Source organism: Oerskovia sp. 140933, assembly GCF_059651515.1.
This window is the reverse complement of the sequence record NZ_JAMXIO010000007.1, coordinates 46,468-66,419: the sequence shown is the minus strand read 5'-3', so window position 1 is coordinate 66,419 and position 19,952 is coordinate 46,468. Positions and strand designations below refer to the sequence as shown.

At 72.9% G+C, this 19,952-nt stretch carries 19 protein-coding genes and 1 tRNA gene; 13 read left to right on the top strand and 7 right to left on the bottom strand.

Annotated features, from left to right (window positions below; genetic code table 11):
* Positions 1 to 36 precede the first annotated feature (36 nt).
* The 8 genes from NHG27_RS05880 (at position 37) to NHG27_RS05845 (ending at position 5,760) form a co-directional block, all read left to right on the top strand.
* Positions 37 to 228 carry a hypothetical protein gene (locus tag NHG27_RS05880; RefSeq protein WP_497015088.1) on the top strand — a complete coding sequence of 64 codons (192 nt, stop codon included), beginning with the start codon at positions 37 to 39 and terminating at the stop codon, positions 226 to 228.
* On the top strand, positions 228 to 917 hold the full coding sequence (locus NHG27_RS05875) for a hypothetical protein (protein WP_497015084.1): 690 nt from the start codon (positions 228 to 230) through the stop codon (positions 915 to 917). The genes NHG27_RS05880 and NHG27_RS05875 overlap by 1 nt, the downstream gene beginning before the upstream one ends.
* A 68-nt stretch (positions 918 to 985) precedes the next feature.
* Positions 986 to 2,098, top strand: a complete 1,113-nt coding sequence (locus NHG27_RS05870; protein ID WP_497015082.1) for an OmpA family protein — start codon at positions 986 to 988, stop codon at positions 2,096 to 2,098.
* Complete coding sequence (locus tag NHG27_RS05865; protein WP_497015080.1) at positions 2,095 to 2,730, top strand: hypothetical protein; 636 nt, start codon at positions 2,095 to 2,097, stop codon at positions 2,728 to 2,730. Before NHG27_RS05870 ends, NHG27_RS05865 begins: the two co-directional genes overlap by 4 nt.
* A gap of 19 nt (positions 2,731 to 2,749) precedes the next feature.
* A complete protein-coding gene (locus NHG27_RS05860) occupies positions 2,750 to 4,180 on the top strand; it encodes a hypothetical protein (RefSeq protein ID WP_497015079.1) in 1,431 nt (476 codons plus the stop codon).
* A 37-nt stretch (positions 4,181 to 4,217) separates the two neighbouring features.
* Positions 4,218 to 4,745: a hypothetical protein gene (locus NHG27_RS05855; protein ID WP_497015076.1), complete on the top strand. Its 528-nt coding sequence runs from the start codon at positions 4,218 to 4,220 to the stop codon at positions 4,743 to 4,745.
* Between the two features lie 56 nt (positions 4,746 to 4,801).
* Entirely contained in the window at positions 4,802 to 5,197 is a 396-nt protein-coding gene (locus tag NHG27_RS05850; RefSeq protein ID WP_497015073.1) for a hypothetical protein, read from the top strand.
* On the top strand, positions 5,197 to 5,760 hold the full coding sequence (locus NHG27_RS05845) for a hypothetical protein (protein WP_497015071.1): 564 nt from the start codon (positions 5,197 to 5,199) through the stop codon (positions 5,758 to 5,760). The genes NHG27_RS05850 and NHG27_RS05845 overlap by 1 nt, the downstream gene beginning before the upstream one ends.
* A gap of 96 nt (positions 5,761 to 5,856) precedes the next feature.
* On the opposite strand, the gene NHG27_RS05840 is transcribed toward NHG27_RS05845, so the two are convergent.
* Entirely contained in the window at positions 5,857 to 6,681 is an 825-nt protein-coding gene (locus tag NHG27_RS05840) for an NAD-dependent protein deacetylase (RefSeq protein ID WP_497015070.1), read from the bottom strand.
* A 258-nt stretch (positions 6,682 to 6,939) separates the two neighbouring features.
* Here NHG27_RS05840 and NHG27_RS05835 point away from each other — a divergent pair, with 258 nt between their 5' ends.
* Complete coding sequence (locus NHG27_RS05835) at positions 6,940 to 8,631, top strand: glycosyl hydrolase family 18 protein (protein ID WP_497015067.1); 1,692 nt, start codon at positions 6,940 to 6,942, stop codon at positions 8,629 to 8,631.
* A gap of 117 nt (positions 8,632 to 8,748) precedes the next feature.
* Here the strand turns inward: NHG27_RS05835 and NHG27_RS05830 are convergent, their stop codons facing one another.
* The 3 genes from NHG27_RS05830 to NHG27_RS05820 are packed head-to-tail and all read right to left on the bottom strand — an operon-like array spanning position 8,749 to position 12,388.
* On the bottom strand, positions 8,749 to 10,899 hold the full coding sequence (locus NHG27_RS05830) for a carbohydrate-binding domain-containing protein (RefSeq protein WP_497015065.1): 2,151 nt from the start codon (positions 10,897 to 10,899) through the stop codon (positions 8,749 to 8,751).
* Positions 10,899 to 11,756 (bottom strand): polyphosphate polymerase domain-containing protein, encoded by an 858-nt coding sequence (locus NHG27_RS05825; protein ID WP_497015064.1) that lies wholly within the window; start codon positions 11,754 to 11,756, stop codon positions 10,899 to 10,901. The genes NHG27_RS05830 and NHG27_RS05825 overlap by 1 nt, the downstream gene beginning before the upstream one ends.
* The gene (locus tag NHG27_RS05820; protein ID WP_497015062.1) at positions 11,753 to 12,388 is read right to left on the bottom strand and encodes a DUF4956 domain-containing protein; all 636 of its coding nucleotides are present in this window, start codon (positions 12,386 to 12,388) and stop codon (positions 11,753 to 11,755) included. The genes NHG27_RS05825 and NHG27_RS05820 overlap by 4 nt, the downstream gene beginning before the upstream one ends.
* Positions 12,389 to 12,633: 245 nt before the next feature.
* Here NHG27_RS05820 and NHG27_RS05815 point away from each other — a divergent pair.
* The 4 genes from NHG27_RS05815 (at position 12,634) to NHG27_RS05800 (ending at position 15,622) form a co-directional block, all read left to right on the top strand.
* A tRNA-Ser gene (locus NHG27_RS05815) sits at positions 12,634 to 12,720 on the top strand.
* Between the two features lie 210 nt (positions 12,721 to 12,930).
* Positions 12,931 to 13,854, top strand: coding sequence for a signal peptidase I (gene lepB / locus NHG27_RS05810; protein WP_193718403.1), 924 nt, complete (start codon positions 12,931 to 12,933; stop codon positions 13,852 to 13,854).
* 82 nt (positions 13,855 to 13,936) lie between these two features.
* Positions 13,937 to 15,154 (top strand): polysaccharide deacetylase family protein, encoded by a 1,218-nt coding sequence (locus NHG27_RS05805; protein WP_497015061.1) that lies wholly within the window; start codon positions 13,937 to 13,939, stop codon positions 15,152 to 15,154.
* A 3-nt stretch (positions 15,155 to 15,157) separates the two neighbouring features.
* Positions 15,158 to 15,622, top strand: a complete 465-nt coding sequence (locus NHG27_RS05800; RefSeq protein ID WP_321575213.1) for an NUDIX hydrolase — start codon at positions 15,158 to 15,160, stop codon at positions 15,620 to 15,622.
* Positions 15,623 to 15,706: 84 nt separating this feature from the next.
* On the opposite strand, the gene aztD is transcribed toward NHG27_RS05800, so the two are convergent.
* From aztD to NHG27_RS05785, 3 genes are all read right to left on the bottom strand, one after another.
* Complete coding sequence (gene aztD, locus NHG27_RS05795; protein ID WP_497015060.1) at positions 15,707 to 16,984, bottom strand: zinc metallochaperone AztD; 1,278 nt, start codon at positions 16,982 to 16,984, stop codon at positions 15,707 to 15,709.
* Between the two features lie 152 nt (positions 16,985 to 17,136).
* A complete protein-coding gene (locus NHG27_RS05790; RefSeq protein ID WP_497015059.1) occupies positions 17,137 to 18,486 on the bottom strand; it encodes a glycosyltransferase 87 family protein in 1,350 nt (449 codons plus the stop codon).
* Positions 18,487 to 18,649: 163 nt separating this feature from the next.
* The gene (locus NHG27_RS05785) at positions 18,650 to 19,840 is read right to left on the bottom strand and encodes an acetyl-CoA C-acyltransferase (RefSeq protein ID WP_497015058.1); all 1,191 of its coding nucleotides are present in this window, start codon (positions 19,838 to 19,840) and stop codon (positions 18,650 to 18,652) included.
* Between the last annotated feature and the right edge of the window lie 112 nt (positions 19,841 to 19,952).

Genomic DNA, 19,952 nt, shown 5'->3' with positions numbered 1-19,952 from the left:
GACCCGTTCAGACCTGGACCCACGAGGAGAACTCTCATGACCCGTGCATTCGTCAAGGCCAAGATCCGTCTGCAGAAGTCGCTCGAGGCCCGCGAGGCGGGTCAGGGCTCGATCGAGTACCTCGGTGTGATCGTCGTGGCCGTGCTCCTGGTCGTCGCACTGATCGCCGTGTTCCGCGGCTTCGACCTCGGTGGGAGGATCCAGGAGCAGCTGGACCAGATCAACTAGTGACGCGTCGACGCCTGCACGGCGACGAGGGCCTGGCCTCCAGCGGTCTGCTGGCCACGGTCCTCGTCGTCGTGTTCGCGGTCGCCCTGGTGGCCGTCCTCCCGCTCCTGCGAGGGACCGAGCAGGGGGGCAGGGCACGCACGGTCGCCGACGCGGCCGCGCTCGCCGGGGCCGAGCGGGTGCGTGAGCACTTCCTCGACGAGCTCGCCGGAGTCCCGGTGCGCGACCTGACCGGCGGGAACGACCTGGGTGGCACGTGGTGGCCGACGCGGTCACCGCTGCCGTCCATGGGGTACTCCGCGGCGAACGACTACGCGCACAGGAACGACGGCGAGGTCCTGCCGGCGTGGTACGCGTACGACGTGCGGGGCGGCACCGTGACCGTGCGGGCCCGGCTGCTCGAGCCGGCACCGGGCGGGGGGCGGACCGAGTCGAGCGCGCGGGCACGCCTGGGGATCGACCTGTCGACCTGCTGGGTCAGCGCGGATCGCGAGGAGATCGAGCCGGAGCCCGAGCCGACGCCGGAGCCGACCGAACCTCCGCCGCCCGAGTACACCGACTGGGTCTACTCGTTCGGCTGCGACGGCGTCCGCCGCGTGTCCGGCGACGATCTGCGCGACGTGCTGGCGGAGGCGCGTCAGCGGGTCGTCGAGGCCGCGACCTCGCGGCTCGTCGACCCACCGCCGTAGCCGGGGCGGGTGGACGGGATGCTTCAGCAAGGTGCCTGCAGAGGCCGGAGAGTCAAGGAGGAACGACCATGAGGGTTGCTCGCAGGTGGATGGTGGTCCCCGTGGCTCTCGTCGCGGTGCTGGCCGGAGGGCAGGTCGCGACGGCCGGCTCGTCCGACACGGAGCCCTCGGGTTCCGGCACCGACCTCGACCTCGCTCGCGGCGTGGTCCGTGTCGACGGCACCGACGTCCCGCTGCACGGGACGTTCTCCTACCCGTCCTTCGGCCTGGGGGACGATCCCGTGGTCCGAGGCATCGTCCACGGCGTCTACCGCGTCGACGGCGGGACCGCGCTGTACTACTCCCTCACCGAGGAGACCAAGGGCATCGGCACCGGGGGCACGAACGCCTTCCCGACCGATCTCCAGGTCCCGACGGTCTACGGGTACAACATGGCGTCGGCGGTCGCCCTCGTGGACGTCGCAGGCCTGCAGGGGTACCGGCCGCTCGTGGCCGACGGCGCGGCGCTGACGTCGGCGTCCAAGGACCTCCAGGCCGGTCCTGACGAGCTCGCGGTGGCCTTCGCGCTGTTCCCCGAGCTCCCTGAAGGACTGACGTCCGTGGACGTGCGGATCGGCCGGGACGTCGTCGCGGGGGTGCCCGTCGGCGAGGGCGCCCTGACCCCTGTCGCCGAGGAGCCCGCGGTCCTGCTCGGCCAGGGCTGGCCGGAGCTTCCGCCGAGCGACCAGATCGCGGCAGCGGGGATCGACGGGGCGGTCTTCGGTCTGAGCCGGCGCACCTCCGACCTCGAGCAGGTCGCGGCGACCGAGGAGACGGTCGAGCAGGTGGCGGTGACGCTCGACGCCAACGTCGTCTTCGACAAGGCCTCGGCCACGCTCTCCCCGGGTGCGCAGACCACGCTCGCCGACGTCGCGGCCGACATCGCGGCCCGGGGGACGGGCCAGGTCGTCATCACGGGGCACACCGACTCCGACGGGACGGACGCCGACAACCAGGTGCTCTCCGAGCAGCGCGCCGCGGCGGTCCTGGCGGCGCTCCAGCCCGCCGTCGGCGACGAGGTGACGCTCGAGGCCGTGGGCAAGGGCGAGACCGAGCCGGTCGCGAGCAACTCCTCGGCCGAGGGCCAGCAGGCGAACCGGAGGGTCACTGTCGTCTACTCCGTGCAGGAAGGGAAGCGATGAACGTCAGGAAGCACGGGACCGTGCTCGGGGGGCTGCTGGTGACCCTCGTGACCCTGTCCGCATGCACGGGCAGCCCGGAGGCGCCCGACGCGTCGGGCGGCCCTCGGCAGACCGCGGGTTCCGAGTCACCGTCGACCGCTCCGGAGGTCTCGGCCGAGGAGCTCGCGCTCGCGCTGTCCGCGGCCGAGGACGCGTTCCCGGTCGGCACGGCCACCGGGGACGTCCCGGTGGGTGGCGGGACGACGCGCTCGGTCGTCGCGGACGCGCTCTCGGTCGACGCCTACCCCGACCGGACGCTCGTACGGTTCACCCTCGCCTCGGGGGACGGGCAGACTATCCGGCTCGAGGCGTACTCGCTCGCGGGAGCGGACTGGAACCTCGCTTACGTGGAGGGGCTGGCGGTCGTCGACCCCGAGTCCCAGCAGCGGCTCTCGAGCTACCGGGAGGCGGACCGCGAGAAGGGCGAGAGCGCCTTCCAGACGTGCTCCGCCAAGCCCAAGTCGCTCGAGGCCGAGAAGTTCCCGCAGACCTGCGTGCTCCCGGCGCTCGATCCGGCGACGGAGACCGTGACCGTGGAGATCCCCGACCTGCCCGCGATCGAGAACGTGCCGGTCACCCGGCACGGGGAGTGAGTGAACCACCGTGGGACAGATGACGAGGCCGCGCCGTGCGCGCACGGTTCGTGGCCAGGGCGAGCGTGGCGCGTCGACGATCGAGACGTTCGGTGTCGTCGCCGTCGCGGTGGTCCTCGTCACGGCGTTGATCCTCGTCTTCACCACCTTCAAGGTCGGTGACCGGATCGCGATCGAGCTGTGCAAGGTCGTGACCGCGGTGTCGGGCAGCGGGGCGTCGTGCGGGACCGTGACGGACGCCGCGGCGCCGCAGCAGGACAAGGACTTCCAACCGCCGGTGTGCATGCTCTCCGAGAAGAACGAGTCGTACTCCGCGCAGATCAAGATCGCGTTCGTCACGATCGGTGAGAACTCCGGGTTCATCGTGCAGGAGCAGGCCGACGGCAGCGTCAAGGTGACGGTCACGGACGGCGGTGCGCTCGGTGCCGAGGGTGGTGCCGGTGCCACGTTCAACATCGGCAAGCTCGGCAGCGAGACCAAGGGCGGGGCGGACGTCGACTTCGGCGGTGGCCTGACGTTCGGCTACGGCGACACCTGGGAGTTCACGTCGAAGGCCGAGTACGACACGATGCGCTCCCAGCTCGACGACTACCTGATGCAGCAGGAGATGCTCAAGCAGGAGGGTGGCGCCTGGGCCATCAAGGGGATGGGCGGGTTCGTGGACGCGCCCAAGCCTCCGACCGTCAAGTTCACGACCATCGGCCTCGAGGCTGCGCTCGACGGAGGGATCGGGCTCCGGGAGCCCACGGGGAAGAAGGACGCCGACGGGAACGAGGAGTTCCTCGACCCGAACCTGGGGCTCAGCTTCTCCCTCGACGGTTCGGGCGAGGTGGTCGTGGAGACCAGCTCGAACGGGGACGTGACCTACAACTACCAGCTCAAGGGCAGCGGTGCGGCGGGCATCGAGCTCGTGGCGGGATCCGGGACGGGAAGCCTGAGCGGCGAGGCCGCGTTCTCCGTGAAGCGGGACAAGAACAAGGACGTCACGGAGATCGTGTTCAAGACCGTCGGCGCCAGCTCGCTGGAGGGGCAGCTGGGCAACGACACGTTCGAGCAGGTCAACGGTGGGGCGGGGACGGCCGAGGGCAGCTCGGTCATGACCACCACGACGCTCGTGGTCGACGACTCCAACCGCGCCCAGGTCGACGCGTGGCTGGCCGAGCGTGGCGACGCGCTGCGCATCCCGCTCTCGGCCGTGGTCCCGGACAAGCCGTCCGACGACCCGTTCTCCCAGCTCCTGTACGAGAAGGCCACGGTGAGCCGGGTCGAGTATGAGAACATCCAGGACGGCTTCGCGTTCGGTGCGGCCGTGAAGGCGGGACTCCAGCTCGGGTTCAACTTCAGCATGGAGGAGGCCACGGCCACGGCGGTCAAGGCGCACTTCCTCGGCGCCCCCCAGGCGGACGCGGTCCGACCGTGGGTGGACGACGCGGTGTGCATCGGTGGCTGACCACGTGACCCGGAGGTCCCAGAAGGAGAGAGCAGCGATGCAGTTCGGAAGACGAGCACGTGCGACGACCGCAGCCCTCGTGGCGGCCGTGGCCCTCGGAGGGTGCTCGGGCGACGGCATTCCTGAGGGGTACGAGCAGGTGCAGACGGGCTGGATGCGGGTGGCCGTCCCGGAGGGGTGGGTCGAGGGCGGTCAGGTGACGGACCGTTGGACCGAGTCCTACCAGGACGCCGAGGGCGACGCCGCGACGGTGCAGCTCCTCCTGGCTCCCGAGTGGGGCGAGACGGATGCGCTCGTCGCCACGAGCAGCGTCATCGCCTCGGCTCAGGTCGGTGGCTTCCCGGGCTTCAAGATCGTGGACGGCCCCGAGACCGACGAGGAGCAGAACCACCTCCTCCGGGACCGGGTCGACTTCACCTACGAGGGCGAGGACGGGACGTACGAGGGCGTGCTGTGGGGTCTGGCGGACGACGAGGACCACGTCGTGATGGCGCAGCTCACGGGCAAGGACCTGGACCCCGACCTGGTCGCCGCGATCGACGAGAGCCTCGAGGTGACCGGGTGAGGGTCGCGGCGCGAGAGGCAGACCAGCCGACCAGGGCGCCTCGGCTGGGCGGTCTCTTGCGCGGTTGGGTCTGGGCGCTCGTCGGGTTCCTCGTCGGCGAGTACGCTGCGGGCTTCGCTCTCCAGGTGCTGATGCGCGCGGGGGAGCGCGAGCTCGTCCTGTCGTGGACGTGGGTGCCGTGGATGCTCGCCGCTCTCCTGTGCGGCGCGGGAGCCGGTCTGGCCGTCCCCGCTGCCCGCGATCGCGCCTGGTGGTCGTGGGGCGTGGCGGCGGCGCCGATCCCGGTCGGGGCCTTCTTCGTGACGTGGTGGTACCTGTCCGCGTTCGACGCCGGGTCCGACGGGCTGGTGCTGGCCGCACTGGGTCAGGTCCTCGTCGCCGCAGTGGTCGCCACGGGCATCGGTCTTCTGCGCACCCGGTCGAGGGGCCTCGACGCGGCACAGGCGGGCTGATGTCCTCGGCACGCGTCCGTCCGAAGGCCGTCGCCTACCTCGTGCTGGCCGTCCTGGGCGTGGTGGGCGTCTCCCTGCTGTGGGACAGGACGCCCGCCCCCGAGCCGGTCCCGTCGTCGACCGAGGCGCCGCTCCCGGTCGTGCCGGTCGAGGAGGGGGAGACGGTGAGCGACGACGTGGCGGTGCTCGGGCCCGACGGCGCCACGTACGGAGCGCCGTCGGTCAAGTGGGACTCCTCGGCCGCGGTGAGGGTGAGCCTGGCCGTCACCGTGCCGGAGAGCGAGGGCGTCGTCGAGGTCCGGCCGCCGGAGGTCGCGCTGGTGCGCGCGGGTCGGGAGATCGCCCCCCTCCCTCCCGTCGAACCCGGCTCCGAGGACCGGGGGACGCGCCTGCGCGGCGGCGGTGCCGCCGGCTTCACGTGGTACTTCGACGCGGACGACGACGGGACGCAGATAGAGCCGGGTGACCTCGTGACGGTGCGTGTGCGCACCCCGGACGGCCTCGTGTACGACGTCGAGGGGGTCGAGGTCGGGCGGCCGTCGGGACGGGGCCTGTCCCGGTAGGACCTGCCCGGGCAGGGTGGGTCGGGCGGGTCGCCCCGGTCCCCGGCGCCCGCCCCGGCCCCCGGCCGCCCGGCGCCCGCCCTGCGGCCCGCCGGCTCAGAGCCGGTCGGCCAGCGCTTCGAGCGTCTCGGAGACCCCGGCCTCGAGCTTGAGGGTGGCGAGCGGGTCGCCACGGGTCGCACCGCGGTTGACGATCACGACGGGCTTGTCGTTCTTCACGGCGTGCTTGACGAACCGCAGCCCGCTCATGACGGTCAGCGACGACCCGGCGACGAGCAGCGCGTCGGCGGCGTCGACCATGGCGTAGGCGCGCTCGACGCGCTCGCGGGGCACGTTCTCGCCGAAGTACACGATCTCCGGCTTGAGCATCCCACCGCAGAACTCGCACGCGGCGGGCACGAAGTGTGCGGTCGACTCGATCACGGCGTCGGCGTCGGGGGCGGTCTCGACGTCGGCGAGGTCGCCGACGCTCTCGAGGAAGTGGGGGTTGAGCTCGGTGAGCCGCTCGGCGAGGTGCTCGCGCGAGATGACGCGTGAGCACGACAGGCAGATCACGCGGTCGTAGCGGCCGTGCAGGTCGATGACGTTGCGCGAGCCTGCGTCCTCGTGGAGGAGGTCGACGTTCTGGGTGATGATCCCCTCGAGGACGCCTCGCTCCTCGAGCCGCACCAGGGCCTTGTGCCCGGCGTTGGGGTGCGTGCGGTGCACGCGTTGCCAGCCCACGTGGTTGCGCGCCCAGTAGTGGCGGCGGAACGCCTCGTCGCCGACGAACTGCTGGTAGGTCATGGGGTTGCGGGGCGGGGAGTCGGGCCCGCGGTAGTCGGGGATGCCGGAGTCCGTCGAGATGCCCGCGCCGGTCAGTGCGGTGAGCCGCTTTCCGCGCAGGAGGTGGACGACGTCGTCGAGCGAGGGCTCTGTCACGGGAGATCCTGAGGTCTGCTGAGCCACCCTTCGAGGGTACGACGGCCCTGCCGGAAGGTTCCACAAGAAGCGGTGTGACGTGCGGCGGCCCGCGCGAAACGGGCGAGTTGGACACCCGTCCAAGGGCAAATCGGGCCAAAGGCGCAACACGGCTGGGTGATTGGTTAAGGGTCTTGGCAAAGCAATGCGCCACGGCTAGTGTGCGAGGCGTCCGAACAAAGTTCCGGGCGTGCCCGGAGGAGAGCAACGAGGCCCTCAATGAACGCACCACGACGCCGGCTCGCGCCGGTAGCGATCGCCGCCGCAGCGGTGCTCGCGGCATCACTCGCCGCGGCCCCCGCGACGCAGGCCGCCACCCCCACCGCCAAGCCCGCCGTCACGTCCGCCGGGCCCGACGACATCAACGGCTACCGCAGCGTCGGCTATTTCATGGCCGACGGCCCGATCACCAGGAACTTCCACGTCGCCAACCTGGTCTCGACCGGCGCGATCAAGGACCTGACGCACCTCAACTACGCGTTCGGAAACGTCACGACGGACCTCGTCTGCGACATCAACCAGGTTCCCGGTGAGGGGGACGCGCAGAACGACTTCCTGCGCCTGGTCCCGGCCAAGCAGTCCGTGGACGGCAAGGCCGACAAGGCGGGGCAGGCCCTCGCCGGCAACTTCAACCAGCTCCGCAAGCTCAAGGCCGTCAGCCCCGACACCAAGATCCTCGTGTCGCTCGGCGGGTGGACCTGGTCGGACAACTTCTCCGAGGCGGCCTCGACGGCCGAGGGGCGCACGAGGCTCGTCGACTCGTGCCTGGACATCTACATCAAGGGCAACCTGCCGAAGATCGGCGACAAGGGTGGTGCGGGTGCGGCCGCCGGCATCTTCGACGGCATCGACATCGACTGGGAGTGGCCTGTCACCGGTGGTGAGACCGCGAACGCCCGCCCCGAGGACAAGGAGAACTTCCTGCTCCTCATGGAGGAGTTCCGCAGCTCGCTCGACGCGCTGGGAGCCCAGAGCGGGCAGGACTACCTGTTGACGGGCTTCGCCCCCGCCGGCGGCTGGAACGCGGGGCAGGGCGGCTGGCTCGACCCGCGCCTGTTCGCGGTGGTCGACTTCCTCAACGTCCAGGGCTATGACTTCCACGGGGGCTGGGTCCCCGACAAGACCGGGCACCAGGGCAACCTGCACCCGGACGGCGCCGAGAACTGGGGCCTGGGCCTCGACGGTGCGATGAGCATGTACGTGAAGGCGGGCGCGGACCCGCAGCAGCTCAACGCGGGCCTCGCGGCCTACGGCCACGGTTGGTACGGCGTCGCGGACGGCAGCGCGGGCTGGAAGCCGGCAGCGGGCTACATCGGCACCAAGACGTACGCCGAGCTGCGGACGGTCGGCACCGCGTACTTCGACCCGAAGATCGGCGCCTCGTGGCGCTACGACGGCGACCAGTGGTGGAGCTACGACGACAAGGCGTCCGTGAACGCGAAGGCCGAGTGGTTGGCGGTCCAGGGCTACGGCGGTGCCATGTGGTGGGACCTCACGGGTGACTACAAGAACGAGCTGGGCTCGACGCTCGGCTCGACGTTGCGTGCGTCCACGCCTGGACCGCAGGTCGACGCCCGGTGCGCCGCCCCGTGGTACGGCTCGGGCGTCTACACCTCGGGTGACGTGGTCTCGCACGACGGCACCGAGTACAAGGCCAAGTGGTGGACGCGCGGCACGGCCCCGGCGGCGACGTCGGGCAGCCCGTGGCAGAAGATCGGCCCGTGCGGCACGGCTCCCGTGGTCGAGGTCGTGAAGTGCGCGCCGGCGTTCTCGCTCGGGGCCACCTACGCGGGCGGCGCGGTCGTCTCCCGTGCGGGTGTGAACCACACCGCGCAGTGGTGGACCCGTGGCGAGGTGCCCGGGACCGACGTGTGGGGCGTGTGGGACGCGGGGCGTCCCTGCTCGGCATGACGTCTGCGTGAGCACGGCCCCGGGGCGTTCCGGGGCCGGCAGGGGTGCCCCACCGGCGGGTGCGGCCCCCCGGGGGGGGCGCCACCCCTGCTGCGTCCCGGTGGGTGCCCGACGGCGTCACGCGCCGCTCGTGGTCGTCCCGCCCGTGGTCCCGGCCGAGCCGGTCGAGCCGTCGGCCCCGGGAGCGCGACCGCCGCCGCCCATGCCTCCCATGCCGCCGCCCGCGAACTCGCCCGCGACCGCTGACGCGGCCTGGGTGGCGCCGTCGGTGCTGCCGTCCTCCGAGAGCCCCGCGGCGCCGGGGGTGCCGAGGGACCCACCGGTCTGGAAGACGTACGTCTCGCCCGTCTCGACGTCGGGCGACGAGTACACGACGTTGGCGGTGTCCTTGGTGACCTCGTAGGACACGAGGGTCGTGCCGTCGTCGGTCACGACGTGGACCACGGTCCCGGCGGTGGCCGTCTGGTCGAGGTTCGCCGCGACCCAGCCCTGCGACGAGTCGGCGTCGGGGGCGACGGCCATGCCGACGCTGCCCGCCGCGAGCAGCGTGCCGCCCGTGATCGTGAACGTGCCGTCGACGTCGAGCGCGCCGTTCCCCGCGTCGGTCGGGCCCTGGACCACGGTCGTGCCGCCCGTGATCTCGAGCGTGCCGTTGCTGTCGATGCCGTCACCACCGGCGTCGACCACGAGCGTGCCGCCCGTGATCTTGATCCAGTGGTCGCCGGTGTCGGCGCTCTCACCGCCGGGGGCGCCGCCCTGGCCGCCCTGCTGCGCGTCGGGCGCTGCGCCGTCGGGCATCGCGGGCCGCTCGCCGGACGGCATCTCGCCGTCGGGCATCGCGGGCGGCTCCTCGCCCGTGCCGTCGCCGGGGGTCGTCCCGTCGGGCAGGGCGGGCCGCTCGCCGTCGGCCGGGGGAGTGAAGTCCTCGGGTGCCTGGCCCTCCTGCGGCGCGGTGCCGTCGGTGGTGGTGCCGCCCTGGGTGGTGGTGCCGTCGGTCGTGGTGTCCGTGCTCGTCCCGCCCGCGGCGTTCACGCCGTCGTCGGACGCGGTGACGTCGACGTCGCCGCCCGCGAGCGTGACCGTGGCCCCTTCGAGGCCCTCGACCGACTCGCTGACGGTGAGCGTGCCGTCCGTGACCGTGAGGTCACCCTCGGCGTGCACGCCGTCGTCGCCCGAGGCGAGCGCGATGTCGCCGCCCGAGACGGACACCGCGCCGTCGGAGTGCAGCCCGTCGTCGGCCGCGGTGACGTCCATGGTCGCGTCACCGCCGACCACGACCCCGACCGTGCCCTTGACGCCCTTGCCGGAGGCGTCCTCGGCGACCTCGGCGCCGGGGCCGCCCGCCGCGGCGATCGTCACGGTCGCGTCGGCGACGATCGCGTCGGTCTCCGCCTGGATCCCGTCGTCGCCTGCCGTGACGTCGACGGTCCCGCCCAGCACTGCGACGTAGCCCATGGTCTCGTCGTCCGCGTTGGTGGACTTGAGACCGTCGGCCGCCGCGGTCACGGTGACCGACGCGTCGTCGGTCACGACCAGGTAGTCCTTGCCGCGCACACCGTCGTCGCCTGCGTCGACCGTGAGGTCGCCCCCGGCGACGACCAGGCCGTCCTTGCTCACGATCCCGTCGGTCGCGGCGCTGACCACGTCGAGCGCACCCGTTCCGCCGATCGTCAGGTCGGCCGAGGAGAACAGTGCGCCGTCGGGCTCGTCGGTGCTGCCGTCCGCGTCGGCGTCCGCGGCTGCACCGGTGGCCTCGAGGTGGTTGGTCGAGCCGTCGGCCAGGACGACGACGGCGCTCGCGGCGTCGTCCACGACCAGGGCCGAGGTGGTCGAGGTCGTGATGCTCGCACCGTCGAGCACGAGGCGCACCACGCCGTCGCCCGACGAGGCGACGACGAGCTGCCCGTCGGTCAGGGTGCCCGTGACGCGGTAGGTCCTGGGCTGGGTGATCGTGACGGTCGAGCCGTCGACGCTCACGCCGTCGCCGTCCGCCTGGGCCGAGTCGCCGTCGAGCGAGATCGCGACCTCCTCGGACTCGTCCCAGGTGAGGTCCTCGTCGTCGGCGCCGGAGGCGTGCGGGTCGGCGTTGTCCGCCATGGCCTGCTCGGGGGTCAGCCCGGCGATGTCCGCGGAGGCCGTGGTGGTGGAGGCGGCGTCGCTCGTGGTGCTGCTCGTGCCGGTGTCGGCGTCGCAGCCGACGAGAGCGGCGGCGGTGAGGGTCGCGGTCAGGACCGCGGTCGTGACGGTGGTGGGTCGGCGGACTCGCATCAGGTGCTCCTGTCGTGAGAGGTGGTCAGGGAGGGTTCGACGTAGCGGCGGACGACGCGCCGCCACCGGGTGCCCGGCAGGTCCGGGCGGAGGACGGCCAGCCCCGTGCCGTACTTCGAGATGCGCTGCGGCCGGTGGCCGCTGCGCCAGAGGAGGTGGTCGAGGCGCGACGGCGTCGACCCCGTCTTGGTCTCGACGACCACGAGGTCGGGGACCGCCGCGGTGCGAGCTGCGGGCGTGCCCTCGTCGAGCAGCCACGTCAGGCCCGTGTCGAGCGTCGCGCGGGCCGCGGGGGCTCCGGGCCTCGCGCCGGGCAGCAGGAGCGTCGAACGTCGGTACCGGGTGACGAGCCCGGCAGCGAGCGGCAGGTCGGCCACCGCGGAGAGCGACGCGCCGTCGAGCGTGGCCGCGACGAAGCGCCGACCGGCGCCCAGCTCGTGCCGGCCCTCGAGCTCGTGCGCGACCCGGTCCTTGACGGTCGAGCCGCGCGCGGCCCGGGTCTTGACCTCGAGCCACGCCTCGCCCGAGTCCAGGTAGGTCCGCGTGCGGACCTTGAACCGCCGCCGACGGCGGTGCGCCGCCAGGTGGAAGGCCGTCAGGTCCGGGGTGTCGAAGTACACCGACTCGTACGCGAAGTCCCGGCGGCCGTCCATGTCGAGGACCCGCACGCCCGGCTCGCGCTCGACCAGGTCGGCGAGCACCGCAGCGGCCTCGGACCGGCGCAGGACGTACTTGCGGTCGATCCTCGTCTGGAGCGAGGCCGACGCGACGAGCTCGTCGAGCGGCACGGGGGCGAACCCCGCGCCCGGCGGGACGAGGGTGTCGGTCGTGGCGTCGTCGGGCAGGAGCGCGGTCATGCCGACACCTGCCCCGGACGGGCGCCCGGGAGCGCCGCAGAGACGTCGTCGGGGACGGCGCCCGCCGCGACGCCGCCGCCGAGCGCGACCTCGTACCGGACGTCGACGAGAGTCGTGTCGTCGACCAGGTCGAGACGCTGCACGGAGGCCGAGTGGACGCGCGCGCCCAGGAGCTGCTCGAGGTGGGCCACGAGGCCGGCCTCGTCGGGGAAGGCGCGGTCGAGCACGATGACCTGGCTGCGGTGGCGGCTCAGCAGCCGCGGGTGGTCCGCGACGGCCATGACCACGAGGATCAGGGCGCTGCCCGCGACCCCGAGCCAGCCCGCGGTCGCGCCGAGCCCGCCCAGGAGGCCCAGGGCGAGGGCCGCGAAGTAGTACGCGACCTCGTGCTGCGACAGCTCGGTCGACCGCAGGCGGATGATCGACAGGACACCGAAGAGGCCCAGTCCCAGGCCTGCGCCCACCGTGCTGCTCGCGAGCGTCGCCGCGACCGCGAGGACGCCCACGTTGACCCCCAGGTACGCGACGACCAGGTCGCGGCGCCGATGACGTGGGAAGTAGAGGCCGAACGTCAGGACGAGCACGGCGAGCAGGTCGACGAGGTACAGCACGAGCTGCGGGGGCTGGGTCACGGGTGACCTCCAGGTGGCGGGGAAGTGAACTCCTCCCATGGAGCCGCCCGAACCTGTGAGGTCCCTTTGACCCCGGGTAGCCGGGGATGTGAGTTCGCGGAGCGGGTCCACCTCGCGCCCGACGCCGCGCGGGCGCCCGGGCGTCCGACGGCGGGCCTCCCAGGGGCCCGGCAGGCGCGCGGGGTGCCCGATTCGGTCCAGGCGCCCTGAGCGGGTATCCTTCTGCAGCCGGGACTTCTCGGCTGGGTAGCGTGTCCGAGTGGCCTAAGGAGCACGCCTCGAAAGCGTGTGTGGGTGAAAGTCCACCGTGAGTTCGAATCTCACCGCTACCGCGTGAACGAAGGGTCCCGACCGCTGGTCGGGGCCCTTCGTCGTTCGCCCGCCCCACGCACGGCGCCCCACCGCTCGGACGCCCCGAGGATGCCGCCGGGCCGTCGTCCTGCGCCGATGCGTCCCGCAGGAGCTGTCCGGACCCGTCCCGTGCGTGGGCGCCGCCCGAGACCGACCGGCCGGTGCGACCAGGAGGTGGAAGAGTGTCCCCCGTGACCTCGAACGACGCAGACCGCGAAGACGACCAGCCCAGACCCTCGGGCGGTTTCGCCGCAGCCCCGGACGTCGACTCGGTCTTCCCGTCACGGCCCACGAGCGGCCCGGGCGAGAAGGCGGCACCTGGTGCGAACGGACCGGCCGACCAGGCCCCGCGCCCGGGCGGCGACGCGGGCGTCGGCGGTCCCGGTGCCCCGGACGTCGAGGGTGACCCGGACGGCGACGGCGACGCGGACGGGCACGTCCCCACCCGGCGCCGCTGGTCGTTCGCGCGCGAGGTCGGCATCATCGTCGTCGCGGCGCTGGTCATCTCGTTCCTCATCAAGACGTTCGTCGTCCAGCCGTTCGTGATCCCGAGCGAGTCCATGGAGGACACGCTGATCGAGAACGACCGGGTGCTGGCGTCGCGCTTCGTCCCGCGGTTCCTCGACGTGCACCGCGGTGACGTCGTGGTGTTCAAGGACCCGGGGGGCTGGCTCGAGGAGGATCCGCAGTCGGAGTCGACGGGCCTGGTCCGGGCCGGCGAGGCGTTCCTGACGTTCATCGGCATCCGTCCGGTCGACGCGGGGGAGCACCTCATCAAGCGTGTGATCGGGCTCCCCGGGGACCAGGTGACGTGCTGCGACGACCAGGGTCGGGTCTCCGTGAACGGGGTCGCGATCGACGAGACCTACCTCAAGCCGGGGTCGCTGCCGAGCGAGGTCCCGTTCGACGTGACCGTGCCGGAGGGATACCTGTTCGTGCTGGGGGACAACCGGCAGAACTCGGGCGACTCGCGCTACAACAGGGACAAGCCCGGGGAGGGGTTCGTCCCGATCGAGAACGTGGTGGGTACCGCGGTCGCGAAGGTGTGGCCGCTGGACCGGGCGTCCTTGATGCGCAACCCGGGGAGCGTCTTCGAGGACGTCCCGGAACCCTGAGCGCAGTCACCCGCGCCGCCCGGGCGCTCGGGCCCCGTCTCCCCTAGCGTGGGGGCACTGCCCGCGCGCGGAAGGACTGCCCGTGTCTGAGACGTCTGCTCGTCCTGTCGGGAGGCTGCGTCGCGCGGTGTTCCTCGTGACCGCCGCGGCGGTCGGACTGGTGCTCGCGGGCTGCACCGGATCTCCCTCGCCGGACCCGGGCCCGACGTCGGGGCGCCCCTCCGCGGGGGCCTCGCCGTCGGAGCGGCCCACGCCCGCCCCGTCGCCCACGCCCACGAAGCCGACCCCGTCGCCCACGCCGACCCCCACGCGCGCCGCGTCGAACGTGCCCATGACGAGGCTCGCGCCGGGTCAGGCGCCGCCGCAGTTCGTCATCTTCTCGTTCGACGGTGCGGGGTGGCACGACCGCTGGACCGAGTTCCGTGAGGCCGCCGCGCAGGTCGACGCGCGCTTCACGGCCTTCCTGACGGGCATCTATCTCCTCACCGACGAGCACCGGGACGCGTACACGGGCCCCGGCCACCCGACGGGCAAGGCGTCCGTGAGCTTCGGAGGGGACGCCGCCACGGTCACGACCCTCGTGGGGGACCTCAACACGGCCTACCTGGAGGGCCACGAGATCGGGACGCACTACAACGGCCACTTCTGCGCGGACAACCCGCCGGGCGGGGCGGCGTGGAGCACGGCCGACTGGAACAGCGAGCTCGACCAGTTCTTCGGGTTCTGGGACGGCTGGCAGGAGATCAACGGGCTCCAGGGCTCGCCCGCGCTGCGGGTCCCCGCGACCGAGGTCACGGGTGGCCGGACGCCGTGTCTCGAGGCGAACTGGGACCAGATCGCCCCGGCATGGGCCGCGCACGGGCAGACGTACGACTCGTCGATCCCCGGCAGCGGCATCGCGTGGCCCAGGCAGGAGTACGGGGTGTGGGAGTTCCGCATGCAGACCACGAGCTCCCCGACGCTGGGCAGCGTCATGGCCATGGACTACAACTTCTGGTACAAGTTCAACAAGGCCCAGAACCAGCCCGAGCGGGCCCCGGAGATCCGTGCGGCGGTGCTCGAGACGTACCGGCACATGTACACCGCGGCGTTCAGCGGCAACCGTGCGCCGGTGCTCGTGGCGAACCACTTCAACCAGTGGAGCGGCAACGCGTTCAACCCCGCCGCGAAGGACTTCATGCTGGAGACGTGCGGCAGGCCGGAGACGATCTGCGCGACGTACCAGGACGTCATCGCGTGGATGAATCTGCAGGACCCGGCGGTGCTCGCCGAGCTCCAGGCGCGCCCGGCGGTGTACTGAGCCGTGGTCACGAGCGCGGGCCTCCTCCTCTACCGGGTCGTGGACGCCGGTGCGGTCGAGGTGCTGCTCGGGCACATGGGCGGCCCTCTGTGGGCGCGCAAGGAAGAGCGCGCGTGGACGATCCCCAAGGGGGAGGTCGGTCCGGACGAGGACGCGCACGACGCCGCGGTCCGCGAGTTCACCGAGGAGCTGGGCTCTGCGCCTCCCGACGGACCTGAGGTCGACCTGGGCGAGGTCCGCCAGCGTGCGGGCAAGCGGGTCCGGGCGTGGGGGCGTCGCGCGGACTTCGACGCGAGCACCGCGTCGAGCAACACGTTCGAGATGGAGTGGCCGCCGCGGTCGGGTCGCACGGCGACGTTCCCGGAGCTCGACCGCGCGGCGTGGGTGCCGCTCGCGCGGGCGCGCGACCTGGTGGTCGCGGGGCAGGTGGGTCTGCTGGACCGCCTCGAGGAGTCGCTCGCCCGCTGAGGTGCCCGACGGCGCGGCGCGACCTGGGCGACCACCTCGCGCGGTGAGGTGGTCGCCCGGGCGGGCGGCGCCGTCGGGCAGGGGTCACTCCGGGAGGCCCGTGACCCCCGTCAGCTCGTTCGGGACGACGTCGAGCGTGGTGCTCGCGTAGACCTCACCGGACTCGACGTCGACCGCGTGCACGGCCTTCGTGGCCGGGTCGGTGACGTACGCGGTGTGGTCGAGCACGAACAGCGTGGGGCGCGGGGACTGCCAGTCGTCGGGCTCGGTCCAGGCGCCCGTGACGGGGATCGTGCTGGTGATCGCGCCCGTGCCGGGGTCGATGACGCGCAGCGCGCCGTCGGTCCCCAGGACCAGGGCCTCGCCGTGCGGGCCGCGGCCGAGCGACCGGAACGAGTAGCTCGCGCCGGTCTCGACCAGGGTGATCTGCCGGCTCGCGGTGTCGACGAGCGAGACGCGGGTGGGGCGTTCGAGGTCGGCGTCGGGGTCGGTCTTGTAGTCGCCCAGGACCACGGGCGACTCCTCGGACCCGGCCTGGTTGCCGATCCGGCCGTAGGCGTCGGGCGACGCGATCTTGGTCAGCTCGCCGCCCGTGTGGACGACCACGCCGTCCTCGCAGCCCAGGACCACGGCCTCGTCGGCGGCGACGGCCTCGCCGTGCACGCCCGGGCAGGCGTCGGTGCGGGCGACCTCGTGGCGGCCGCTGTCGAGGACCACGACGCTCGACCGGGCGTCCTCGGTGCCGTCGGTGACGAGCAGGTTCCCGTTCTCGAGCTCGACCGCGACGCCGTGGTGCGGGGACGGGGTGACGTAGGTGCTGGTCGTCGGTGCGCCGTCGGCGAGGTCGTGCGGGTCGAACGACTCGACGAGCCCCGAGCCGTCGTTGAACAGGACGGTGCGGCCCGCGTGGTGCACCACGTGACCGGGGTGGTCCGCGGCGAGCTCGACCTGGGTGAAGGCCGGGTCCGCGGTGTAGAAGTGCGCGTGGTTGCCGTGGGCCTCGCCCCACGTGCCCAGGTCGAGGACCCGGAACGCGTCGCCCGCCGAGACGAGCACGTGGCGCTCGTCGCCCGCGGGGTTGAGCCGTGCGAAGCCGTCGACGGGGAGGTCGGCGACCTGCTCGAGGCTCGTGCCGTCGAGGACGACCACGCCGCCGTCGTAGGTCAGGGCGATGCGCGGGGTGTCGGTCGCGGCCTCGGTGCCGTGGCTGCTCTCCCGGTGCTCGTCGTGATCGTCGTGGTCGTGGTCCGAGGTGCCCGGGGCCGCGGGCGAGGCCTCGTCCGTGGCGCACCCGGCGAGCAGGGCGGCAGGCAGGGCGAGGGCGATCCCCAGGGTGAGGCTGCGGTGTCTGGTGCTGGTCATGGCGTCACGGGACCCCGGCGGGTCCCACCGTCCTTCCGGTAGGCAGAGGGTTCCGACGCGGGGCGCGGCGGAACGTGCACACCGTAGCAGAGAATGAGAATCAATCTCGTTAGGAGGCTGTCGACAAGGAGGTCGTCGCAGGACGAGGAGGGTCAGCCGGGCGTCGGCCCGGGCTGCTGGCCCGGCGCGCGGGGCGCGTCTTGGAGGCCTTCACGGTCCGCCCGGACCCCGGGGGACAGGCCCGCCGGTCGCCCGCGCCCCAGCCGGACGAGCTGGACCACGGCCCCGACGAACAGGACCACGAGCGCGACGTTGCGCACGGCGGCGAGCAGGACGATCCACGGCGTGCTGAGCATGAACTGCCAGTACGCGATCGGGTAGAGGACCTGGGTCAGGACAGCGGTGACCAGGACGGCGACGGCAGGCGGCGACCAGACGGACCGTGCTCCTGGCCCGGCGAGCGCGATCGCCACGGCGACGGGCGGCCCGATCCACGCGACGAACTGGGGCGAGCCGACCTTGTTGAAGACGATGAGGCTCAGCAGCAGCGCGGTCACGGTCAGGAGGAGGACGTCGGTGCGGACCTCGGGGCGGCGCCGCGCCGCCCACCAGGAGATCGCGGCGATCGTGAGGACCGCCACGACGAGCAGCACGTCGAGGAGGCGTCCGGTCGTGATGGTCCCCGGGCCGAGGATCTCGAGCGTGCGGATGTCCGGGTTCATCCAGACCCGCCACCGGGGGTCGACGAGGCGCAGGATGCTGAACGGCGTGGCGAACACCGACTCCGACTGGAGGCCGCGCGCGTCCTGGGTCCCGAACACCCCGAGGACCCTGGGACCAGACCCGCCGGCCAGGGCGAGCGCGACGACGGCCACGCTGACCACCGCGCCCGGGAGGATCACGGTGCGCCACGGGCGCCTCGCGGTGGTCAGCAGCGCCACGACCACCGCGCCGGGGGCGATCTTGACCCACGCGCCGAACGTCGCGAGGGCGGTCGCCACGGCCGGGCGGCGGACGGCGACCGCGAGGGAGATCACGAGCAGCGCGGCCGCGACGCCGTCGAGGCGGGCGAGGAAGATGGGACCGAGCGCGACGAGGAACAGGAGCCACCACCAGGCCGCGATCCGGCCGCGGCCCGGCAGGCGGGCGAGGAACCACAGCGCGACCGCGTCCAGCACGACGATCAGGGCAACGAACTGGGCGTAGTACGCCTCGACCGACGAGCCGACGATGCCCGGCGCCGCGATGGGCAGCAGGGCGGCGACGGGGTAGACCCAGTCGTAGTCGAGCACCGGCCACGTCCCCTGGTCCCACCCTGCGCGGGCCCAGTACCAGTAGAGGTGCACGTCGCCCGAGATCCGGTACCCCCAGGTCTGGGCGTCGACGATCAGCCAGGCATGGACGAGCACGAAGCCCGCGCCGAGGGCCCACGGTGAGCGCAGGGCCCAGGCCAGGGCGCGGCGTCCGGTCGAGGAGGGCCGGGCTGCTGTGGTCTCGGGCACGGCTCATCGTTGCACGACGGCGCCACGCGCGTCGGGCGAGCGGCGCACCGTGGACGCGCGGCGCCGTCGGGCACGACGAAGCGGCCTGCCCGAGCGGAGCGGAGGCTCGGGCAGGCCGCTGGTCGCGCGGGGCGGCAGCACCGCGCGACGGGAGGAGGGACGGTCAGGCGCGCAGGATCAGCGCGTCCCCCTGGCCGCCGCCGCCGCACAGCGCGGCGGCTCCCACGCCGCCTCCGCGGCGCTGGAGGGCGAGGGCCAGGTGCAGGGCGAGGCGGGCTCCCGAGGCGCCGACGGGGTGGCCCAGGGCGATGGCTCCGCCGTCGGCGTTGACGACCGCGGGGTCGATCCCGAGGTCCTCGACCGACTGGAGCGCGACGGCCGCGAAGGCCTCGTTGATCTCGACCAGGTCCAGCTCGTCGGCCTTCATGCCCTCGCGCTCGAGCGCGTGGGTGATCGCGCGGGCGGGCTGGGAGTGGAGCGAGTTGTCGGGGCCGGCGACCTGGCCCGCGGACCCGATCTCGGCCAGCCACGTGAGGCCGCGGGAGACCGCGAAGGCCTTGCTGACGACCACGACCGCCGCGGCGCCGTCGGACAGCGGGGACGACGACCCCGCCGTGATGGTGCCGTCCTCGACGAACGCGGGGCGCAGGCCCGCGAGGGCCTCGACCGTGGTGCCGGGGCGGATGCCCTCGTCGTCCGCGACGACCACGGGCTCGCCCTTGCGCCGGGGGACCGTGACGGGCGCGATCTCCTCGGCCAGGCGGCCCTCCGCACGGGCCGCGGCCGCGAGGGCGTGCGAGCGTGCCGCGTACTCGTCCTGGACCTCGCGTCCGATGCCGCGCGTCGCGCAGCCACGGTCGGTCGCCTCGCCCATGATCTGGCCGTCGAACGGGTCGCGCAGACCGTCGTGGGTGAGCGAGTCCGCCATGGTCACGTCGCCGAACGCGAAGCCCTTGCGCGAGCCCAGCACCAGGTGCGGGGCGTTCGTCATGGACTCCTGCCCGCCCGCGACGACGACCGACGCCTCGCCCGTGCGGATCAGGCGGGCCGCGTCGATGATCGCGGTCAGGCCCGACAGGCACAGCTTGTTGATCGTGACCGTCGGGACGTCCCACCCGATGCCGGCCGCGACGGCCGCCTGGCGCGCAGGGCCCTGGCCGCCGCCCGCCTGGATGACCTGACCCATGATCACGGCGTCGACGTCGGACGCCTCGACCCCCGCGGCGTCGAGCGCGCCGCGGATCGCGTGCGCGCCCAGCTCGTTCGCCGACAGGGACGCGAGCGCGCCCTGGAAGCGCGTGAACGGCGTGCGCGCGCCGTGCAGGAGGACGGGGACGTGGGCGTCGTTGCTCATGGTGGGCTCCGAAGGGGGAAGGAGGGACCCAGCGCCGCGGTGTCAGGTGAACGAGGAGGTCCGGTGCGGCGCTGGGTGGTCTGTGGGGCCGGGGCCCGCGAGGACCCACGGG